The following is a 16,481-nucleotide window of genomic DNA, read 5'->3' as shown; positions in this document are numbered from 1 at the left end:
CAATCGCCCAGCGGTTGACAGATTGTCGCCAAAACGAAGACAATCTTTGACATGGATCAATTAAAAGCGATGGAAATTTTTGTCGAAGTGGCGCGCCAGCGCAGCTTCACGGTGGCCGGGCAGCGCCTGGGCTTGACGCGGGCCATGGTCAGCAAGACCATCATGCAGCTGGAAGAACGCCTGCATGCGCGCCTGCTGCACCGCTCCACGCGCGAAGTGAGCTTGACGGACGCGGGCCGCGCCTATCTGGCGCCGTGCATGGCCACCGTCAGCCAGGCGCAGGAAGCGGCGCGCATGGTGGCGCACGTGGCGCAGGCGGGAGCGGGGGCGGAGCTGGCCGGGCCGCTGCGCATCCAGGCGCCGTCAAGTTTCGGCAGCGCGTGGCTGGCCGATGCCGTTGCCCGTTTCAGCCTGCTGCACCCGCAGGTGCAGGCCGAGTTGTTTGTCGACGACGCTCTGCTTGACCCGATACGCCACGGTTTTGACTTGACGATACGCGTGGGAGGTATCCCGGACAGCAGCGCGCTGGCCATGCGGCCGCTGGCGCCGTGCCGCGCCGTGCTGTGCGCCAGCCCCGCCTACCTGGCGCAATGGGGCGTGCCGCAGACGCCGCAGGATTTGCTGCAGCACCAGTGCCTGCATTTCAGCCACCTGACCGATGGCACGAACTGGCATTTCCAGCGTGGAGAGGGAGCGTCGCGCGAAGAAGTGAACGTGCGCGTACAGGCGGGTTTTACGGCGAATAACGGGCTGGTGCTGCACCAGGCGGCGCAGCGGGGACTCGGCATCGTCTACAGCACCACGTTCCTCGCCTGGCGCAATCTGCTCGATGGCAGCCTGGTGCCCGTGCTGTCCGGCTGGGATCTGCCGCTCAATCACTTGAGCGCCCTGTATCCGGCCAGCCGCCAGCCGTCGCCCAAGGTGCGCGCGCTGATCGATTTCCTCGTGGCCGAATACCAGCCCGTGCCGCCGTGGGACCGCGAGCTGGAAGCGGCGGGTTTTTTCAGCTGAGGGTCAATTGATAGCGACCGGCTCCACCGTCCACGCGCCATCGGCGTACACGCGCTCGTCGTCGAGATAGACGGCTTCGGTGACGGCGAAGATATCGACGTGGTAGCGCGCATCCTTGCGCTTGAATTGTGGCTTCGTGTAGACGCCGTGCTTGGCGCCCAGCGACAGATGGATGCCGCACGTGCGCTCATACGTGCCGATGTCGTTGACCAGCTGTTCGCGCGAAAAGGCGCGGTTCATGCCGAAGCCCAGTTCGCGCACCCACACTTCGCCTTCGTGCGCGCGGATGATCTCCAGCATGGCGGTAAATTCCGGCGTGGCGTTTTCCGTGCCCGTGACTCGGCCCTTGTCGATGATCAGCGTGATCGGCGTGTCGGGACGGTTGACCATGAAGTGCGTGTCGCCGAAAACAAAGATGCGCACGCGCCCGTTCACGGCTTCCAGATCCTGCGCTTCCGTGAATACTTCGCCCAGGGGGAACTGGCCGCCGATATTGTTCATGCCGCTGTAGTCGCCGATATTGAGCTTGGCCGATTCGAATGGCGAAGCAAACACGAGCTGCTCGCCACCGCTGTCGACCATGCCGTGGCGGGCGCCGTCGATGCGCGCCTTCAGCGCATGGCCGACGCCGCGGTAGTAGGCGGGGTCGTAGGCCAGCGAGGCGATGTAGTGCAGCCCCTGCACGCCGGGCATGCGCGACAGGTGCACGTGCTCGATGACCTTCAGGCCACGCTTGAACAGCTCGATGCGGATGCGGAACGCTTCCAGGCGGAAGCTGGTCGACTGGATCAGCACGACGAGGCTGCCGGCCGGCAGTTCGGCAAACGCGGCCAGCACGGCCTCGGGCGTGACCTCGTCGAAATCGATGAAGGTCGCGTCCGGCAAGGCCTGGCGATACGCTTCCGTCAGCACGACGTTGAGCCAGCTGCGCTTGTCGCAGACGATCAGGGACGGTTCGTCCGGGCGGTGGCAGATGGCCATGGCCAGCAGGTCGGCCACGTTTTGCGCGGCCACTTCGGTGGCGGCGGCGCTGATGGCGTCGAGCCGGCTGGTGTCATTCTCGGGAAGCGTCATGGTGCGAAGGTGGGGACGTGAAGTAAACACGGCATTATAAGGCGATTGCCGCGGGCGCCGCCATTCGCCATCGGGCGTAGGGCCGCTTGCCTGTGGCGCGGGTGATCTTGTGTAGTGCCACACGGCAATGTATTATTGATAAACCGCCTGACGGCGAGCTTGGACAGGGCAGGGAGCAGCGGTAGAGCCCGTTTGCGCCAGGCGCGGTTCCACAGAATCATATCAATACAACAGGCTGACAAGCCAGAACTAAGAGTGTGATGCGATGAGCATAATCGGACAAGATATTCCCATGGAGCGGCCGGATACGGATGGGCGCGCCGCCGTCTTCGTTCCCGTCACGGGCGTCAAGGAAGATGTCCTGTTGACCATACGCAAGGGTGCGGCCATCGTCGGTTTTGCCAACCACGACCGCACCATCACCGTGTATTTTGAAAGCAACCGCTTTGACGACCCCGTGCTGGCCAAGTGGGAGCACAAGGCGCGCAAGGCCTACGACCGCTTGGTCGACAATGCGCCCACCGTGTCGAAGCTGACCACCAGCCCCGCCAATTTCGAGCAGATCGGCTACATCAATGGCAAGGGCATCACGATTCGCCGCATGGAAAGCCTGCAGCGCTGGCTTGCGTATTCGGATGCGATGGATACTTGCCCGGCGACGGATATTATTCCGCGCACGGTCATTGCCAAGGCTGAAAGCGTCAAGGTTTAAGGGCGGCTGATACAAGGCCGGGGAGATGTTGCCTGCCCCAGGATACTTCCTCTGTTGCCTTTCGCGTGCGCGCGGTGCCAACAATATTGTCGGATTACGCGGGGCTTTGCCCCGCTAATCCGACCTACGCGACCTACGCCTGACCTCGCTTATCACTACACCACGACGATATTCGCCTGCGCCTTGAGCGGGCAGGGCAGGGTGTCGTCGAAGGTGATTTCGATGGCGCTGGCGACGAACATGCCGCCGATGTGCTGGGCGGCGATTTCGGGCGGCGTGCCGGGCTTGGTCAGGTTGACGTCCTGGGCGAAGACGAAGACTCGCCACGTGCCATAGACCTTTTGATCATATTGCAGCAGGGTGCGGTAAGCGCGCTTCAAGTCCAGGCTGCCTGCGTAGACGCCATCGTTGGCGCCCGGGTCGAAGCCCAGGCCGTCGTCGGTCAGCGATTCGACGAAATACAGGCCTTGCGGCGCCTGGAATAGCACGAAGGCGTACAGTTCCGTGCCGCGGAAGACATTACCATTGTCGCGCTTGAAGCTGGCGCGTATCCACAACGGTTCGTAGGCCTGCACGACGGCGGGCGTATCCGTCTCCACGGGCCCCGCCACGTGGATGTTGACTTGCGTTTCGGTGACGGCATGCTGGTAGGTGGCGCCCGTCGTGAAACGCTGATATTCCCAGCTGATGTCGGCCGTGTAGGGCAGGCCAGCGTTTGGCGCCTCCGGCAACACCCATTTCGCCACCACGCGCTCGGCCAGGGTCAGTTCGCCGGCGGCCGGTGGTGTTGCTTCCTGGCCACGCCAGAACGGGTCCGCGATATCGGAGCAGGCGACGGCGATGGCGCCCGAGGCGATGGCCGAGGCCACGCCCGCCACCGTGAATTCGGGCTGGCCCGAGCCGGCCCCCTCGAGTGAGCAGCAATCGACGCTGGGATCGGTTTCCTCGAAGGTGCCGCCCACGCTGAAGCTGGCCTTGCCCGAACCGAGCGCGGCGGCAATGATGGCCACCAATGCGGCGATGATGGCAATGATGATGGCGAGCACTTTCCACCACGGGTCGGAAAACGGCAAGTCTCCGTGCGTGCCCGCATAAGCGGGGTTCGGCGTCCAGACGAGGGTCATGCCGGTCGGCACGATGGGACCCAGGCCGGGCGGGCAGCGGCACTCCTTCCCATCCGTGCCCGTGCTGCCCCAGCGCTTGCCCGGCAGGTGGCCTTGCGGTTTGGACAGTTCCAGCGTGCCTTCCTCGACCGTGCACGTGTAGGTGTTGGTGGCGCTGTCGAAGCGCGTCTGCGACACGAAGATTTGCTGGATCGAGCGGTGCGGCGTGTGGCCGTCCGCCTTGGCGACAAAGCTGACCAGGCGCTTGCCGGGCGCCGCATGCTGGAAGTCGGCATCCCACATGACCAGCATGGCCGCGCCGGCGGGAATGCTGGCAAAGAAAAAGGTGTGCGCCACGGGCACGATGCCGGGGTCGCCCACGCTTTCCAGGTACACGGTGACATTCGTCAGGGCGCTGCCGGACATATTGGTGACGTGGGCGGCGATGCGCAAGCCATAGATGGCATTGTCGAAGATGCCATCGGGCAGCATGATATTGGTGACGGGCTCGATCGCGAACGGCCGCGTCAGCACCTGCAGGGGGGTATCGCTCATGATGCTTGCTCCTCGGGGCTGTGCTGTTCTTGCGCGGGCTCTTGAGCTTGCTCGTTCTCGAGATCGGTGACGACATACGTAACGCCACCCATGACCTTGCCGTCGCGCGTTTCCAGCACGCGCAGCAGCGCATACTGGCGTGGCGGCAAGGCTTCGGCGCGCACGCTCAGGTACACGGCCTGCGCCTGGCCGCGCGGCACTTCCAGCACCAGCTTTTGCTCGCCGGGCGCATCGCCATTGCAATGCGGCGTGCGCACCAGGCCCGCTACCAGGCGTGCGTCCCTGGCCGGCTGCCACCGCTCCAGCCCCAGGGTGGCCAGCAGGCGCTCGGGCAGCTCGCCGCCATATTCAATCTGCAGCTCCACTTTTTTCGTCGCACGGGGCAGGGCCGCGACCGCGATGCTCAGCAATTGCGCGCGTCTTGCCGCCAGCACCACGGTGACATTGCGCTGGGCGATCTGCTCGTGCTGCTTGGGCTGGAAGGGAAAGCCGTTGGGAAGGGGATCGGGCAGCGGGTTGACGTCGCCCGGGCCATGGGCCACGGCCAGCAGGCATTCGTGGCCGCCATTGACGATGACGGGGATCCACGGCACCAGACACAGCACTTCCTGCGTGGCGCCGGGCGGCAAGTCCGCAAACGCGGAACCGACCTGCGTGGCGGCGCCGACGGCGATCTGGCCGGAAGGATCGGCCCAGTAAAAATCCACGCGCACGCCGTTCGAGGCGCTGTTGCCCGTGTTGTGCACGCGGCCCCACAGGTAATTGCTGGTGCCGGCGATGGGCGCACCGGGCGGGCCATTCGGATCAGTGCCCGGCACGACCCAGATATCGGCGCTGTCCCACCAGGGCTGGCCGTCTTCGATGATCAGGTGGGCTGGCATGGCGTTCTCCTTGTCCTTGGCCGGTGCTTCCAGCTTAGGCCGCGGCGGCCGATGCTTTTTGATCGGTATCAAGGCCGTGGAACACGGTGCGGGTGCGCCGTTGTGATGCTTGCGTAAGGTAATATTGCGGCAGAACGCAGTGGAATGACTCCAGGAAAAGGTTGGAATGTGCTTGAAACAGTGAATGACGTTTGCATCAACGCCGCGTGCGGCCAACCCTTGCCGCTGCGCGTGGCGCATTGCCCGTTTTGCGGCGCGCGCCAGCTGGCGCAAGCACCTGTTCTGGAGAAAGCAGTGGCGCCGCCCCCGGTGCCCGTAGCTCCGCCCATTCCCATGCCGCAGCCTGCACCGCAGCCCGCTGCCGCGCCTGCTCCCAAGCCTGTCCCTCCAGTACCCTTGCCGCCAGCGCCTGCCGCGCCTGCCGCGCCGGCCAAGGCGCCGCCCGCCAAGCCTGCCGGCAAGGGTTCGGTGCCGCCGCCGCGCCCGCCCGTGCGCTTGCGCACGTGGATTGCGGCGGCGGTGGTGCTGACCGGCATCTGGTTTTATAACAAGCCCGCCGACAAGCCGGCCAGCGTGGCGGAACAGGTCGAGGCCGCCACTGCGCTGGCGGCGCAGTGCGACCTCGATGGGGCGCGCAGCGCGCTGGCCGTGCTGAAAAGCGCCAAGGCGCCCGCCGCACAGATCAAGCGCTTGCAGGCGAGCATCACCAAGTCTGCCGCCGCGTGCGACAAGCAACAGCAGCGTGCGCAGGCGTGGACGGCGCTGCAAGACAGCGTCAAGCAGGCGCTCGATGCGGGCAAGCCGGATCTGGCCGCCACGCGCCTGGCCATCTACGTGAAACGCTGGGGCGACGATCCCGACACCCTGGAAATCGACGCCAAGGTGAAAGTGGCGCAAGCGAGCGCCCAGCTCGACCTGGCCGACGCTTGCCTTGCCAGGGGCGACCGCGTCTGCCTGGAAAACAGCCTGATCGCCGCCGAGCGCTACAAGCGGCCGGAATTGGCGGCGCGCACGCAGGCGCTGCGCACAGCGCTGTCGCAATTGCTCGAACGCTCGCTGCTCGATGCGTCACCCGGCCAGTAGCGCCAGCATGTAAAACGCCCGCCGCGGTCAAACCGGGCGGGCGAATTTTTCAGCCTTACTCAGTCTTACTCTTGCGGCACCAGCGCCAGCGCGGCGCTGAAGTCGCCCATCGGCTTGCCGCCATTGGCCACCAGCGCCTTGTCGCGCGTGCTCAAGCCATCGAGCACGGGCAGGGCGAAGCGGTGCGTGATGGCGCGCAGGATCGAGGCCGAATCGTATTGCGTATGGTCGACCAAGCCCTTTTTCACGTACGGCGAGACGAGGATGGCCGGCACGCGCGTGCCCGGACCCCAGCGGTCACCCTTCGGCGGTGCGGCGTGGTCATAAAAGCCGCCGTTCTCATCGTAGGTGACGATGACCAGCATGTTTTTCCATTGCGGACTTTTCTTCAGCTGGGCGATGACGCTGGCGATGTGCGCATCGCCGTCGGCCACGCTGGCGTAGCCCGGGTGCTGGTTCAAATTGCCCTGCGGCTTGTAGAAGGTCACGGGCGGTAACTTGCCGGCGCCCGCGTCGCTGAGGAACTGGCTGTCGAAGTCGCGCAGGTGGGCGGCGCGGTAGGCGGGCGCCTTTACGGGGTCCATGTTGGCAAAGTAATTGAACGGCTGGTGGTGGAACTGGAAGTTCGGCGGATTCGGGAAGCTGCCGGCGCGCGCGCTGGCCGTGGCCAGGGCCGTCGTGTCCTTCCAGGCGCCCGCATACCAGGCCCAGTCGATGTTCTTGCCAGAGAGCAGGTCGCCGATATTCGTCTGCGTTTGCGGCGGCAGGGTGTTGGCCTTGCCCGTGTCCGCATACAGCTTGCTGCTGTCGCCCGAGGCGGGCGCGTTGCTGCTGGGCTGGAACGGCGGCTGCATGGTATTGACGGCGTAGAACATGCCCGTGCTGTCGGCCGGTGTCAGCGCGCCGTCGTTGGCATAGGCGGGCGCACCGTTCAAGACCGTGCCTGGCGCCGTGGCGGATGGCGTCAGGCGCACGAAGTTGCCGTTGGCGTCGACGTCGATCTTGGCGATCAAGCCTTTCGCCACCGACGTGTCGGCGTTCGGATACGTGGGCGCGCAGGCGCAGATCAGGTACTGGTGCGTGAGGAAGGAGCCGCCGAAGGCGCCGATGAACAGGTTGTCGGCCAGCGCATATTGTTTCGCGATGTCCCACAGCTGCATCTTGCTGCCGTCGTAATAGCCCATCGACAGGCCGCCCGCATCGGAATACGCGGCGAACTTGTCGTTGGCGCCGCCGTTGATCTGCATCTGGTTGTTGTAGAAGCGGTGCACCAGGTCGCGCGTGATCACCGATTGCGGCAGGTACAGCGGGCTGCTGGCGTCGTCGATCTGGAACGGCTTGTTGGGCAGGTTGGCCGATTGCGCCTGCGTGATGACGGTGCTCTGGCCGGCCGCCGTCATGCCGCCCCAGGTGGGTGGCAGCACGGGCAGGGTGCTGCCGTCGATGTCTTTCTGCGGCACATAGGCGGCGCTTGACGTGGGGTTGACGCCCGGTACGCCGTTCGCGCCCGGGAACAGGCCGTACAGATTGTCGAAGCCGCGGTTTTCCGCATAGATGACGACGATGGTCTGGATATTGTTCAGCGCCAAGCTGCTATTCAGTGCGGCCAGCATATCGGCGGGCGCCGCCTGCGTGCTGGCGCTGGCGATCAAGGCCGTCACGCTGGCGTTTTCCGCCTTCAGTTTCGCCAGCTCGTCGCCGCTGGCCTTGTTGAAGTCCGACGCCAGGCCCGCTTCGGACACGCCGATGCGCGCGGCCAGCTTGCCGCTGGCGGATGCAAAGTCGCCGCCATTGCCATCCATGACTTGCGCCAGTTCCGTCGACAGGGCGCTGACGAAAGCGCTGTGGCCGGCGGGGGCGCGCAGCAGCAGTTTTTGCGTGACCTTGGTGCCTGCGTCGCCGACGACTTCATGGCGGATCGCGTCCGTGCCGATGGTCACCAGCACGGCGCCCTGGCCGTCCAAGGTGTAGCTGCCGTCGGCGGCCGTGCGCACGGGGCTGGAGGCGCTGTCGCACGTGAGTTTGGCGCTGGCGCTTTCCAGGCATACCTGGGCGTTTTCATAGTAGCTGCCGATCACCTGGCCCGTGGTGCTGGGCGTGATCGCATAGTTGCTGCCGCAGGCGGCCAGGCCCAGCGACAGCAAGATAGGCAGGGGACGTAAGACGGGGCGGGAGTACGGTTTCATGTGCATGCCTTTTGGGTGGAAAACGTCGCATGCTAGGCAGGCAATATGTCAGCTGCGTGACATGTCAGTCCCTGTTACATGACGTAATGTACGGACTTGATACATTAGGTTTTGCAGGGTTTTGTCACGCAGCTGTCACATGCCGTTGCTACGCTGCCAGCCCATGATGAAAACGAACTCCACCTTGCTGCTTGCCGCCGTGGCCGCCTGTCTGCTGGCCGCCTGCCATCCTGCAGCGCAAAAAGAAGCCGTCGCCAAGCCCGCCTATCTGTCGGGCGCCTACGCGCCCACCCTGCAACGCCAGCCTTCCGTGGCCCAGATGACGGCCATGGGACGGGCCATGTTTTTCGAGCCCAGCCTGTCTGTCTCAGGAAAAATGTCGTGCGCCAGCTGCCACAGTCCCGAGCACGCGTATGGCCCGCCGAATGGGCTGGCGGTGCAGCTGGGGGGACCAGAGCTAAAAGATGCGGGCACGCGCGCCGCGCCCTCGCTGCGCTACCTGCAGACGGCGCCCGCCTTCACCGAGCACTATCACGACGACGATGGCGACGACAGCGTCGACGCGGGGCCCACGGGCGGGCGCAACTGGGATGGCCGCGCCCAGTCCGGCCACGAGCAGGCGCTGGCGCCCTTGCTCTCCAAACGCGAAATGGGCAACCGCGATGCGGCCGCCGTCGTCGCCAAATTGCAGGCCGGCCCCCTGGCGGCGCAGTTCCGCCAGACGTATGGCGCGGATATCTTCGCGCAGCCGGGCCAGGCGCTGCGCTGGGCGTTGATGTCGCTGGAAGTGTTCCAGGAAAGCCCGTTGGACTTCTATCCATATACGAGCAAGTACGACGCCGTGCTGCGCAAGCAGGCCGTCTTGAGTCCGCAGGAAGCGCGCGGCCTGGCCCTGTTCAACGATGAACGCAAGGGCAATTGCGCGTCCTGCCACATCAGCGAGATTACTTCCGGCGGCGCCTTTCCCCAGTTTACCGATTACGGCTTGATCAATATCGGTGTGCCGCGCAATGGCAAGCTGCCTGTCAACGCGGACCCCGCGTACTTCGACATGGGCTTGTGCGGCCCGGACCGCACCGACTTGATGGCGCATAAGGAGTACTGCGGCAGCTTCAAGACACCGTCCCTGCGCAACGTCGCCCTGCGCAAGGTGTTTTTCCACAACGGCAGCTTTACCAGCCTGGAGCAGGTGCTGCGCTTTTACGTGCAGCGCGATACGGCGCCGCAAAAATGGTATCCGATGGATAAAAACGGCAAGGTGCGCAAATACGACGACCTGCCGCCCGGCCTGGCGGCGAACGTGAACGTGGAAGCGCCGTTCGACCGCCAGCCGGGCCAGGCGCCAGCCCTGAACGACAGGGAGATCGCCGACGTGATCGCCTTCCTGCACACCCTGACGGATGGCTATCGGGAACCTCGCCCGGCACAGGGAAAACATGGCTAAAAGATATCAAGATACCATTGCTTACAACTACGCCACAAAAGCCTGTTTTTATGTGCGTTAGCGCACGCTAGAAAATTTTAGGCAGGTGTATATTGCGAACTGATCTGTGTCTTTTGATAACAACGAAAGGGAATACCATGAAAGCAAGCAAAAATTGGATGACCGTGTGCGCCGCCGGGATGATGGTTGTGGCACTGGCTGCCTGCCAGAAGAAGGATGATGTCGCCGCCGCCGGTCCTGCGGAACAGGCTGGCCAGAAGATCGATGCGGCCGCCGCCAAGGCTGAAGCCGACATCAAGGATGCCGCTACCAAGGCCGACGCCGCCGTGAGCCAGGCCGCTGCCGATACGGGCGCCAAGATGGACCAGGTCGCCGCTGACGCGGACAAGAAAATGAGCGAAGCGGCCGATGCCGTGGGCAAGAAAGTGGAAAAAGCCGGCGAAAAGATGCAGGACGCCGCGCACAAGTAATCGTCGTCATCAGCGCGCCCCGCAGCTGCCGTCAGGTGATGGCGGCTGCGGCGACGCCTTCGCTGGCCTGGCCGCCTGATACGGTCGTCCCTGTCTTGTCCATCCCGTCCGTTCCCCCCAGCACCACGCTCAAATCGACAAAGCCGTCGCGCCATGCGCGTTCCAGGTCTTGCTCCACCGCTTCCAGTGTCGTTTTTTCCACCTGCCGAAAACCGCGCAAGCCATACGCCCGGTTGCGCCCGTGCGCCTTGGCCAGGTACAGCGCCATGTCGATCAGGTTGACGCTGCGCTCCCACGTGAGGGGCCGTCCCAGCGGCGCCAGCGGATAAGGCGCAAAGCCGACGGACACGTGCACCTGGATGGCCTGCCCCTGGTAGTCGATGCTTTGCGCCGCCATGCCGTTGAGGATGCGCCGTGCGATGTCGTCGAGCCCGTCGCGCGCGACGGCCGGCAGGAAGGCGAGGAATTCCTCGCCGCCCCAGCGCACGATCATGTCCGTTTCGCGCAACACGTCGTGCAAGGTTTCGGCGATCGTCGTCAGCACGAGGTCGCCCGCCGCATGGCCGTAGCCGTCGTTGATATGCTTGAAATGGTCGACATCGAGTAGGAACAGCGCGCCCACGACATCGCCGCCGGCATAGGATGGCTGCGGCTTGCCCGCATGGCTGCGCATGAATTCCTGGAAATGGCGGCGGTTGTACAGGGCCGTCAGCGGGTCGCGCGAACTCTGGCGCTTGAGTTCCTGGTTTTTCACCTTCAGCTGCACGTTCGCGTGGCGCACCTTGCGGTATAGCAAGCCGACGATGGCGGACGCCATGGCCAGTACCAGCGCCAGCAGCCACCACACGCGCTGCTGCAGGCGGCGGTTGTCGATTTCCGTGCTCTTCAGCTGATTTTCGCGGCTCAGCAGTTCGATCTGGCGCTGTTTCTTTTCCGCCTCATACTTTTCTTGCAGCTCATACACGGCCTTTTGCCGCTGCTTTTCGAACAGCTGGTTGGAAATGCCGCGCTCGCGGTGGTACGCCGTGACGGCGCCGCGCAGGTCGCCCGCCTTTTCCAGCGCCATGCCGTACTCCAGCAGCACGGCCTGCATTTCCGGCTGGTTGGCCGTGCGTTCGTAGTAGGCCAGGCCAGTGGCCACGCTTTGCTTGCCTTCCTGCAACCGTCCCTGGCCGATCAGCGCTTGGCCGATATTGAGCCTTGCCGTCGCCTCCACCTGTTCATCGTTGACGAGGCGCGCCGCCGTGATGGCTTCATTCGCGTAGCGCAAGGTTTGCCCGTAGTCGTCTTCCTTCAGGTAGCTGTCCGACAGATTGACGAGGGTGACGGCCACCATGCCGCGCGCGCCCAGCTGGCGTTCCAGCGCCAGGGCCGCCAGCAGGGCGCGCTGGCCCCGCCGCGGCTGCCGCGCGTCGAGCGCCAGCCCGTATTCCGTATTCTTCGCCTGCGCCATGCGGCCCGGCGACGCCAGGGTGCTGGACACGGCCAGCAATTCGTCGAGCACCTCGAACCCCTTGTCGTATTCGCGCATCTGCGTGTACAGCAGGGTGAGGGCATTCAGGGCGGCGGCCAGGCTGGACGGGGATTTGCTCTGGCGCGCCAGGTCGACGGCCGCCTGCAGCTTGGTCAGCGCAAACGGGAAATTGCCTTCCTCGGCCCACGACTGCCCTGCGCTGATGGCCGCCTGCACGCGCACGGGCAGGTCGTCCGTGCGGTTGGCGATCTTTTCCGCCTCAAAGGCCAGCAGGTGCGAGGCGCGGCGCTCGTTCCGGGCAAACGTGATGTAGGCCTTGTTGAGCATGCCTTTCGCCAGCGCCACGTCGCTCTTGTTCAGGCGGGCGTAGGCGATCAGCTCTTCGGCCAGCTGCATGGCGATATCATTCTGCCCCAGGCGCATGCGGGCGTGGCTCAGTTGGGTCAGGAATTCCGCGCGTACGGGCAAGGGGGCGCTGCGCGCCTGCGTCTCGACTTCTTGCAGGCGCTGCAGGGCGCGCGCGGGCACGAAGCGGCCATCGTCGCGCACGGCGGTCAGATACTCCTCGAGGTTGCTGCCGGCCTGGGCATGCGCGGCAGGCGGCAGCATGCAGGCCAATACCAGCAGCCAATGCGCCTTTCGCCATGATGCCCGTCTCTGTCTGCCTGCCAACGTCCCGCTCCCGCAATGACCACCTGTCTGTAACAGATTATATTCTGTTGCAATCAAGAAATATCATGCGCACCGCAGAAATTTGCGAAAGTGCACACAGCCGGCATTGACAAGGCGCTACTACTGCGCCAGCTGCTGCAGCAGGTACAGGCGCTGGTACAGGCCGCCTTCGATCTGCATCAGGGCGTCGTGCGGCCCCGCTTCCGTGATGCGGCCGTGATTGAGCACGATGATACGGTCGGCCTCGCGGATGGTCGACAGGCGGTGGGCGATGGCGATGATGGTGACCTTGCCGCGCAACTCGTTGAGGGCCAGCTGCACGATCTGCTCCGTCTGGCTATCGATGCGCGATGTCGCTTCGTCGAGCAGCAAGATGCGCGGCTGGCCGGCCAGCGCGCGGGCAATGGCGATCAGTTGCTTCTGCCCCGACGACAGGCGCGAGCCGCCTTCGCCCAGCGGCGTGTCGTAGCCGTGTTCCAGCGCCGCGATGAAGTCGTGCGCATGCGCGGCGCGCGCGGCCGTCTCGATCTGTGCCTGCGTGTAGCCGCGGCCCATGTCGATGTTTTCGCGCGCCGAGGCGGCCAGCAGGAACGGGTCTTGCGGCACCAGGCCCACGTCGGCGCGGAAGTGCTCGTTGTCGATGCTGTCGAGGGCCACGCCATTGATGGCGATGCTGCCCTGCGTGACGGGGTAAAAGCGCAGCAGCAAGGACAGCAGGGTCGACTTGCCGCTGCCCGTGTGGCCGACGATGCCGAAAAACGCACCTTGCGGTATCGTCAGCGACAGCTCGTGCAGCACGGGCTGGTTTTCCACGTAGGCGAAGGTCAGCTTCCTGATGTCGACGGCGGGCAGCTCGCTGCCCGTTTGCGCCTGCCGCAGGGCCGGAGTTTCCCGCCCCTGCGCATGTTCGAGCGCCTGTGCCTCGTCGAGCAGGGCCGAGACGCGGGCCGTGGCCACCACTGACTGCTGCAACTGGCTGAACTGCATCGTGATCTGGATCAGCGGTTCGATCACGCGCGCGATGTAGCTGATGAACGCATACAGCACGCCCACTTCCACGGCGCCCATCTCGCGCCGGCCGAAGCTGAAGATGACGACGGCCAGCAGCACGATGTTGAGCATGTCGAGCGCGGGGCGCAGCAGCCAGGCGTTGGCGCGCAATTCCTGCATGCGCGCCGTGTAGTGGTCCTGGTTGATGCCCGTGAAGCGCGCGCCGAAGCGCTTTTCCGCGTTATTCGCCTGCAGCACGCTCATGCCGCCGATCGATTCGGCGATCTGGCCGTTGATCTCGCTGCGCAGGGCGCGTGCGCGCGTGACGGCCGGCGCGCTCCAGCGCTGGTACAGGAAGACGATCACCAGCACGGCCGGCAGCAGGGCCAGCACGATCAGCATCAGCCGCCAGTCGAGAAAAGCCATGGCGGCCATCGTGCCGATCAGGACGATGGAGCTGTCGAGGATGACGAACAGCACCTGCACGTACAGCGATTTCACGGCTTCCGTGTCGTTGGTGACGCGGCTGACCAGCTGCCCCGTGATGGCGCGGTCGAAAAAACTCATCGGCAGGCGCAGCACGTGCTGGTACACGGTTTCGCGCAGGCGCTGCACCGAGCGCATGGCCAGGCCGGATAGGCGCACCAGCTGCAGATAGCGCAGGCCGGACGCGACCCAGCCCGTCAGCAGGCAGCCGCCCAGCAGCAATGACATGCGCGTCCAGTCGAGGTGGCGCGGCAGCAGATGCTGGTCGATCAGGGCCTTGCCCAGGATCGGTCCCGTCACTTCGAGGGCGGCGGCGATGATCAGCCAGAACGTGGCCCAATACAAATGGCGCAGGTCGGGCGCGGCGGCGCGGCGCAGCAGGCCGATCGCTTGCGCGGCCTGGCGGCGCACGGATTGGGTGGCTGTATCTGTTTGTACTGTCTTAGATGGCATCGAGGCTGGCCTCCAGTTGTTGATAGCGCCACTGGCTGGCATACCAGCCGTCGCGCTGCATCAGCGCGTCGTGGTTGCCCGTTTCCGTGACGTGGCCGTCGCGCAGCACCAGGATCAGGTCCGCGTTGACGACGGCGCTCAGGCGGTGGCTGGCGATGATGGCGCTGCGCTCGGGGCGGCGGGCGCGCAGTTCTTCCAGGTGCTGCAGGATGCGCGTTTCCGTGCCCGTGTCGACGGCGGACAGCGCATCATCGAGCAGCAGCAAGCCGTTGTCGGCCAAGAGCGCGCGGGCAATCGCCACGCGCTGGCGCTGGCCGCCGGACAGGGTGATGCCTTTCTCGCCCACGTGCGTCTGATAGCCATCGGGGAACTGCAAAATATCGGCATGGATGTCGGCCAGCTGCGCCGCCCGTTCCACTTCCTCGCGCGTGGCGCCGGGGCGGGCCAGGGCGATATTGTCGGCGATGGTGGCGGAGAATAAAAACGACTCTTGCGGCACCCAGCTGATGGCCGCGCGCAGCGCGTGCAGGGTGTAGGCGTCGAGCGGCTGGCCATTCCACGTGGCTTGGCCTGATTGCGGCGTCACCTGGCGCAGCAGCACGCGCAGCAGGGTCGACTTGCCGCTGCCCGTCGGGCCCACCAAGCCCAGGGTCTGGCCCGGCTGCAAACGCAGCGAGATGCCGGACAGGGCCGGCGCCGTCTGGCCCGCGTAGGCAAAGCCGACGTCCTGCAATTGCAGGGGGCCGGGCGTGAGCGTGGCGATGGTGCCGTGGTCGTCGATGGCCAGCGGCGCGTCCAGCATCGGCTGCAAGCGCTGCCAGGCGGCGCGGCCCCGTTCGATCAGCGAGAGCACCCAGCCGGCGGCGAACATGGGCCAGATCAGCTGGCCCAGGTACATGGAAAAGCTTGTCAGCGCGCCGATGGTCAGCTGGTCTTGCCACACGAGGTAGCCGCCCAGGCCCAGGGTCAGCGCCGTGGCGGCCGTCAGGGTCAGGCCGACGGCCGGTTCGTACGCCGCTTCCCAGCGCTGCGCCGTCAGGCTGGCGTTGGCTGCGTGGCCGGCCAGCGTGGAAAACTGCTTGCTGCTGCGCTCTTCCAGGCCCAGCGCGCGCAAGGTGCGCACGCCCGACAAGGACTCTTGCACATGGTCGTTCAGCGCGGAAAAGCGTTTCAGCGAATCCGTCGACGCCGTGTGGATATGGCTCGAGATGCGCCAGAAGGCCAGTCCCATCAGCGGGAAAGGCAAGAGGGCGATGCAGGCCAGGCGCCAGTCCACGCCCAGCAGCATGATGCCGAGCACCATCAGCAGGGTCAAAGTGCCGTCGAAGCCGGCCAGCATGGCTTCGCCGGCGGCCATTTCGATGGCGTCGATGTCGTTCGTCGCCAGCGCCATCAGGTCGCCCGTGCGCTGGTTCTGGTAGAACGACGCGCCCTGCTGCGACATGCGCGTGTAGAAGCGCGTGCGCAGCATCACGCCCAGCTGGTAGGCGGCCTTGAACAGGGTGATGCGCCAGCCCACGCGCAGGAAGTAGATGACGACGCCGACGGCGAGCAGGGTCAGCAGTTCAAGCCACAGTTCGGCCGCCGTCATGCGGTGGGCGGCCAGCGCGTCGATGATGGCGCCCACGCGGCGCGGAATCCAGACGTTCAGTGTTGCCACGCCTGTCAGCATGACGGCAGCGGCGGCATACGCCGGCCAATGCTGACGCACGAAGCCGGCGATGAGCCTCGATAAACTCATGGTTACCTTTTGTTTTGTAGTAATGGGGTGTCGCGGGGCGGAAGGACGGGCACGCGGACGGAAAGTACGCGTAGGATACAACAAGGCGGAAAAGCGCGCTGTGGACGGGCACGCAAAAAACGGGCCGTAGCCCGTTGTTTTGCTGC

Annotated in this window: 12 protein-coding genes; 5 read left to right on the top strand and 7 right to left on the bottom strand. The window is 65.1% G+C overall.

Features of this window, described 5'->3' with window-relative positions; translation table 11 throughout:
- The first annotated feature begins 51 nt into the window (after positions 1-51).
- The gene (locus tag AC54AG_RS02535; protein WP_496629420.1) at positions 52-1,011 is read left to right on the top strand and encodes a LysR family transcriptional regulator; all 960 of its coding nucleotides are present in this window, start codon (positions 52-54) and stop codon (positions 1,009-1,011) included.
- A gap of 3 nt (positions 1,012-1,014) precedes the next feature.
- Here AC54AG_RS02535 and AC54AG_RS02530 read toward each other — a convergent pair whose 3' ends face one another.
- Positions 1,015-2,085 (bottom strand): M29 family metallopeptidase, encoded by a 1,071-nt coding sequence (locus AC54AG_RS02530; protein WP_496629419.1) that lies wholly within the window; start codon positions 2,083-2,085, stop codon positions 1,015-1,017.
- 292 nt (positions 2,086-2,377) lie between these two features.
- On the opposite strand from AC54AG_RS02530, the gene AC54AG_RS02525 reads away from it, so the two are divergent.
- The gene (locus tag AC54AG_RS02525) at positions 2,378-2,797 is read left to right on the top strand and encodes a hypothetical protein (RefSeq protein WP_080698430.1); all 420 of its coding nucleotides are present in this window, start codon (positions 2,378-2,380) and stop codon (positions 2,795-2,797) included.
- 155 nt (positions 2,798-2,952) lie between these two features.
- Here the strand turns inward: AC54AG_RS02525 and AC54AG_RS02520 are convergent, their stop codons facing one another.
- On the bottom strand, positions 2,953-4,455 hold the full coding sequence (locus AC54AG_RS02520; protein WP_034747262.1) for a hypothetical protein: 1,503 nt from the start codon (positions 4,453-4,455) through the stop codon (positions 2,953-2,955).
- Positions 4,452-5,336 carry a hypothetical protein gene (locus AC54AG_RS02515; protein ID WP_070301377.1) on the bottom strand — a complete coding sequence of 295 codons (885 nt, stop codon included), beginning with the start codon at positions 5,334-5,336 and terminating at the stop codon, positions 4,452-4,454. The genes AC54AG_RS02520 and AC54AG_RS02515 overlap by 4 nt, the downstream gene beginning before the upstream one ends.
- A gap of 168 nt (positions 5,337-5,504) precedes the next feature.
- On the opposite strand from AC54AG_RS02515, the gene AC54AG_RS02510 reads away from it, so the two are divergent.
- The gene (locus tag AC54AG_RS02510; RefSeq protein ID WP_496629418.1) at positions 5,505-6,419 is read left to right on the top strand and encodes a hypothetical protein; all 915 of its coding nucleotides are present in this window, start codon (positions 5,505-5,507) and stop codon (positions 6,417-6,419) included.
- Between the two features lie 65 nt (positions 6,420-6,484).
- Here the strand turns inward: AC54AG_RS02510 and acpA are convergent, their stop codons facing one another.
- Positions 6,485-8,605 carry an acid phosphatase gene (acpA, locus tag AC54AG_RS02505; RefSeq protein ID WP_496629417.1) on the bottom strand — a complete coding sequence of 707 codons (2,121 nt, stop codon included), beginning with the start codon at positions 8,603-8,605 and terminating at the stop codon, positions 6,485-6,487.
- Between the two features lie 163 nt (positions 8,606-8,768).
- Between acpA and AC54AG_RS02500 the strand changes: the two genes are divergently transcribed.
- Positions 8,769-10,049: a cytochrome-c peroxidase gene (locus AC54AG_RS02500; protein WP_319990847.1), complete on the top strand. Its 1,281-nt coding sequence runs from the start codon at positions 8,769-8,771 to the stop codon at positions 10,047-10,049.
- A gap of 137 nt (positions 10,050-10,186) precedes the next feature.
- On the top strand, positions 10,187-10,519 hold the full coding sequence (locus AC54AG_RS02495) for a hypothetical protein (protein WP_034747273.1): 333 nt from the start codon (positions 10,187-10,189) through the stop codon (positions 10,517-10,519).
- A 31-nt stretch (positions 10,520-10,550) separates the two neighbouring features.
- On the opposite strand, the gene AC54AG_RS02490 is transcribed toward AC54AG_RS02495, so the two are convergent.
- The 3 genes from AC54AG_RS02490 to AC54AG_RS02480 all read right to left on the bottom strand — a co-directional run bounded on the left by AC54AG_RS02490 (position 10,551) and on the right by AC54AG_RS02480 (position 16,335).
- Positions 10,551-12,602 carry a sensor domain-containing diguanylate cyclase gene (locus AC54AG_RS02490; protein WP_319990848.1) on the bottom strand — a complete coding sequence of 684 codons (2,052 nt, stop codon included), beginning with the start codon at positions 12,600-12,602 and terminating at the stop codon, positions 10,551-10,553.
- Between the two features lie 183 nt (positions 12,603-12,785).
- Positions 12,786-14,594, bottom strand: coding sequence for an ABC transporter ATP-binding protein (locus tag AC54AG_RS02485; protein ID WP_496629416.1), 1,809 nt, complete (start codon positions 14,592-14,594; stop codon positions 12,786-12,788).
- Positions 14,584-16,335: an ABC transporter ATP-binding protein gene (locus AC54AG_RS02480; protein WP_496629415.1), complete on the bottom strand. Its 1,752-nt coding sequence runs from the start codon at positions 16,333-16,335 to the stop codon at positions 14,584-14,586. Before AC54AG_RS02480 ends, AC54AG_RS02485 begins: the two co-directional genes overlap by 11 nt.
- Between the last annotated feature and the right edge of the window lie 146 nt (positions 16,336-16,481).

The sequence above is a fragment of the Janthinobacterium sp. BCJ23 genome, from assembly GCF_059617945.1.
Note: the sequence above shows the minus strand (reverse complement) of the source record. Positions and strands in the feature narration are given on the sequence as shown.

Excerpts from the sequence above, each read along its gene's own strand:
- AC54AG_RS02535 (WP_496629420.1), top strand. The coding sequence starts at position 52 with ATGGATCAATTAAAAGCGATGGAAATTTTTGTCGAAGTGGCGCGCCAG.
- AC54AG_RS02530 (WP_496629419.1), bottom strand. The coding sequence starts at position 2,085 with ATGACGCTTCCCGAGAATGACACCAGCCGGCTCGACGCCATCAGCGCC.
- AC54AG_RS02525 (WP_080698430.1), top strand. The coding sequence starts at position 2,378 with ATGGAGCGGCCGGATACGGATGGGCGCGCCGCCGTCTTCGTTCCCGTC.
- AC54AG_RS02520 (WP_034747262.1), bottom strand. The coding sequence starts at position 4,455 with ATGAGCGATACCCCCCTGCAGGTGCTGACGCGGCCGTTCGCGATCGAG.
- AC54AG_RS02515 (WP_070301377.1), bottom strand. The coding sequence starts at position 5,336 with ATGCCAGCCCACCTGATCATCGAAGACGGCCAGCCCTGGTGGGACAGC.
- acpA (WP_496629417.1), bottom strand. The coding sequence starts at position 8,605 with ATGAAACCGTACTCCCGCCCCGTCTTACGTCCCCTGCCTATCTTGCTG.
- AC54AG_RS02500 (WP_319990847.1), top strand. The coding sequence starts at position 8,769 with ATGATGAAAACGAACTCCACCTTGCTGCTTGCCGCCGTGGCCGCCTGT.
- AC54AG_RS02495 (WP_034747273.1), top strand. The coding sequence starts at position 10,187 with ATGAAAGCAAGCAAAAATTGGATGACCGTGTGCGCCGCCGGGATGATG.
- AC54AG_RS02490 (WP_319990848.1), bottom strand. The coding sequence starts at position 12,602 with ATGCTGCCGCCTGCCGCGCATGCCCAGGCCGGCAGCAACCTCGAGGAG.
- AC54AG_RS02485 (WP_496629416.1), bottom strand. The coding sequence starts at position 14,594 with ATGCCATCTAAGACAGTACAAACAGATACAGCCACCCAATCCGTGCGC.
- AC54AG_RS02480 (WP_496629415.1), bottom strand. The coding sequence starts at position 16,335 with ATGAGTTTATCGAGGCTCATCGCCGGCTTCGTGCGTCAGCATTGGCCG.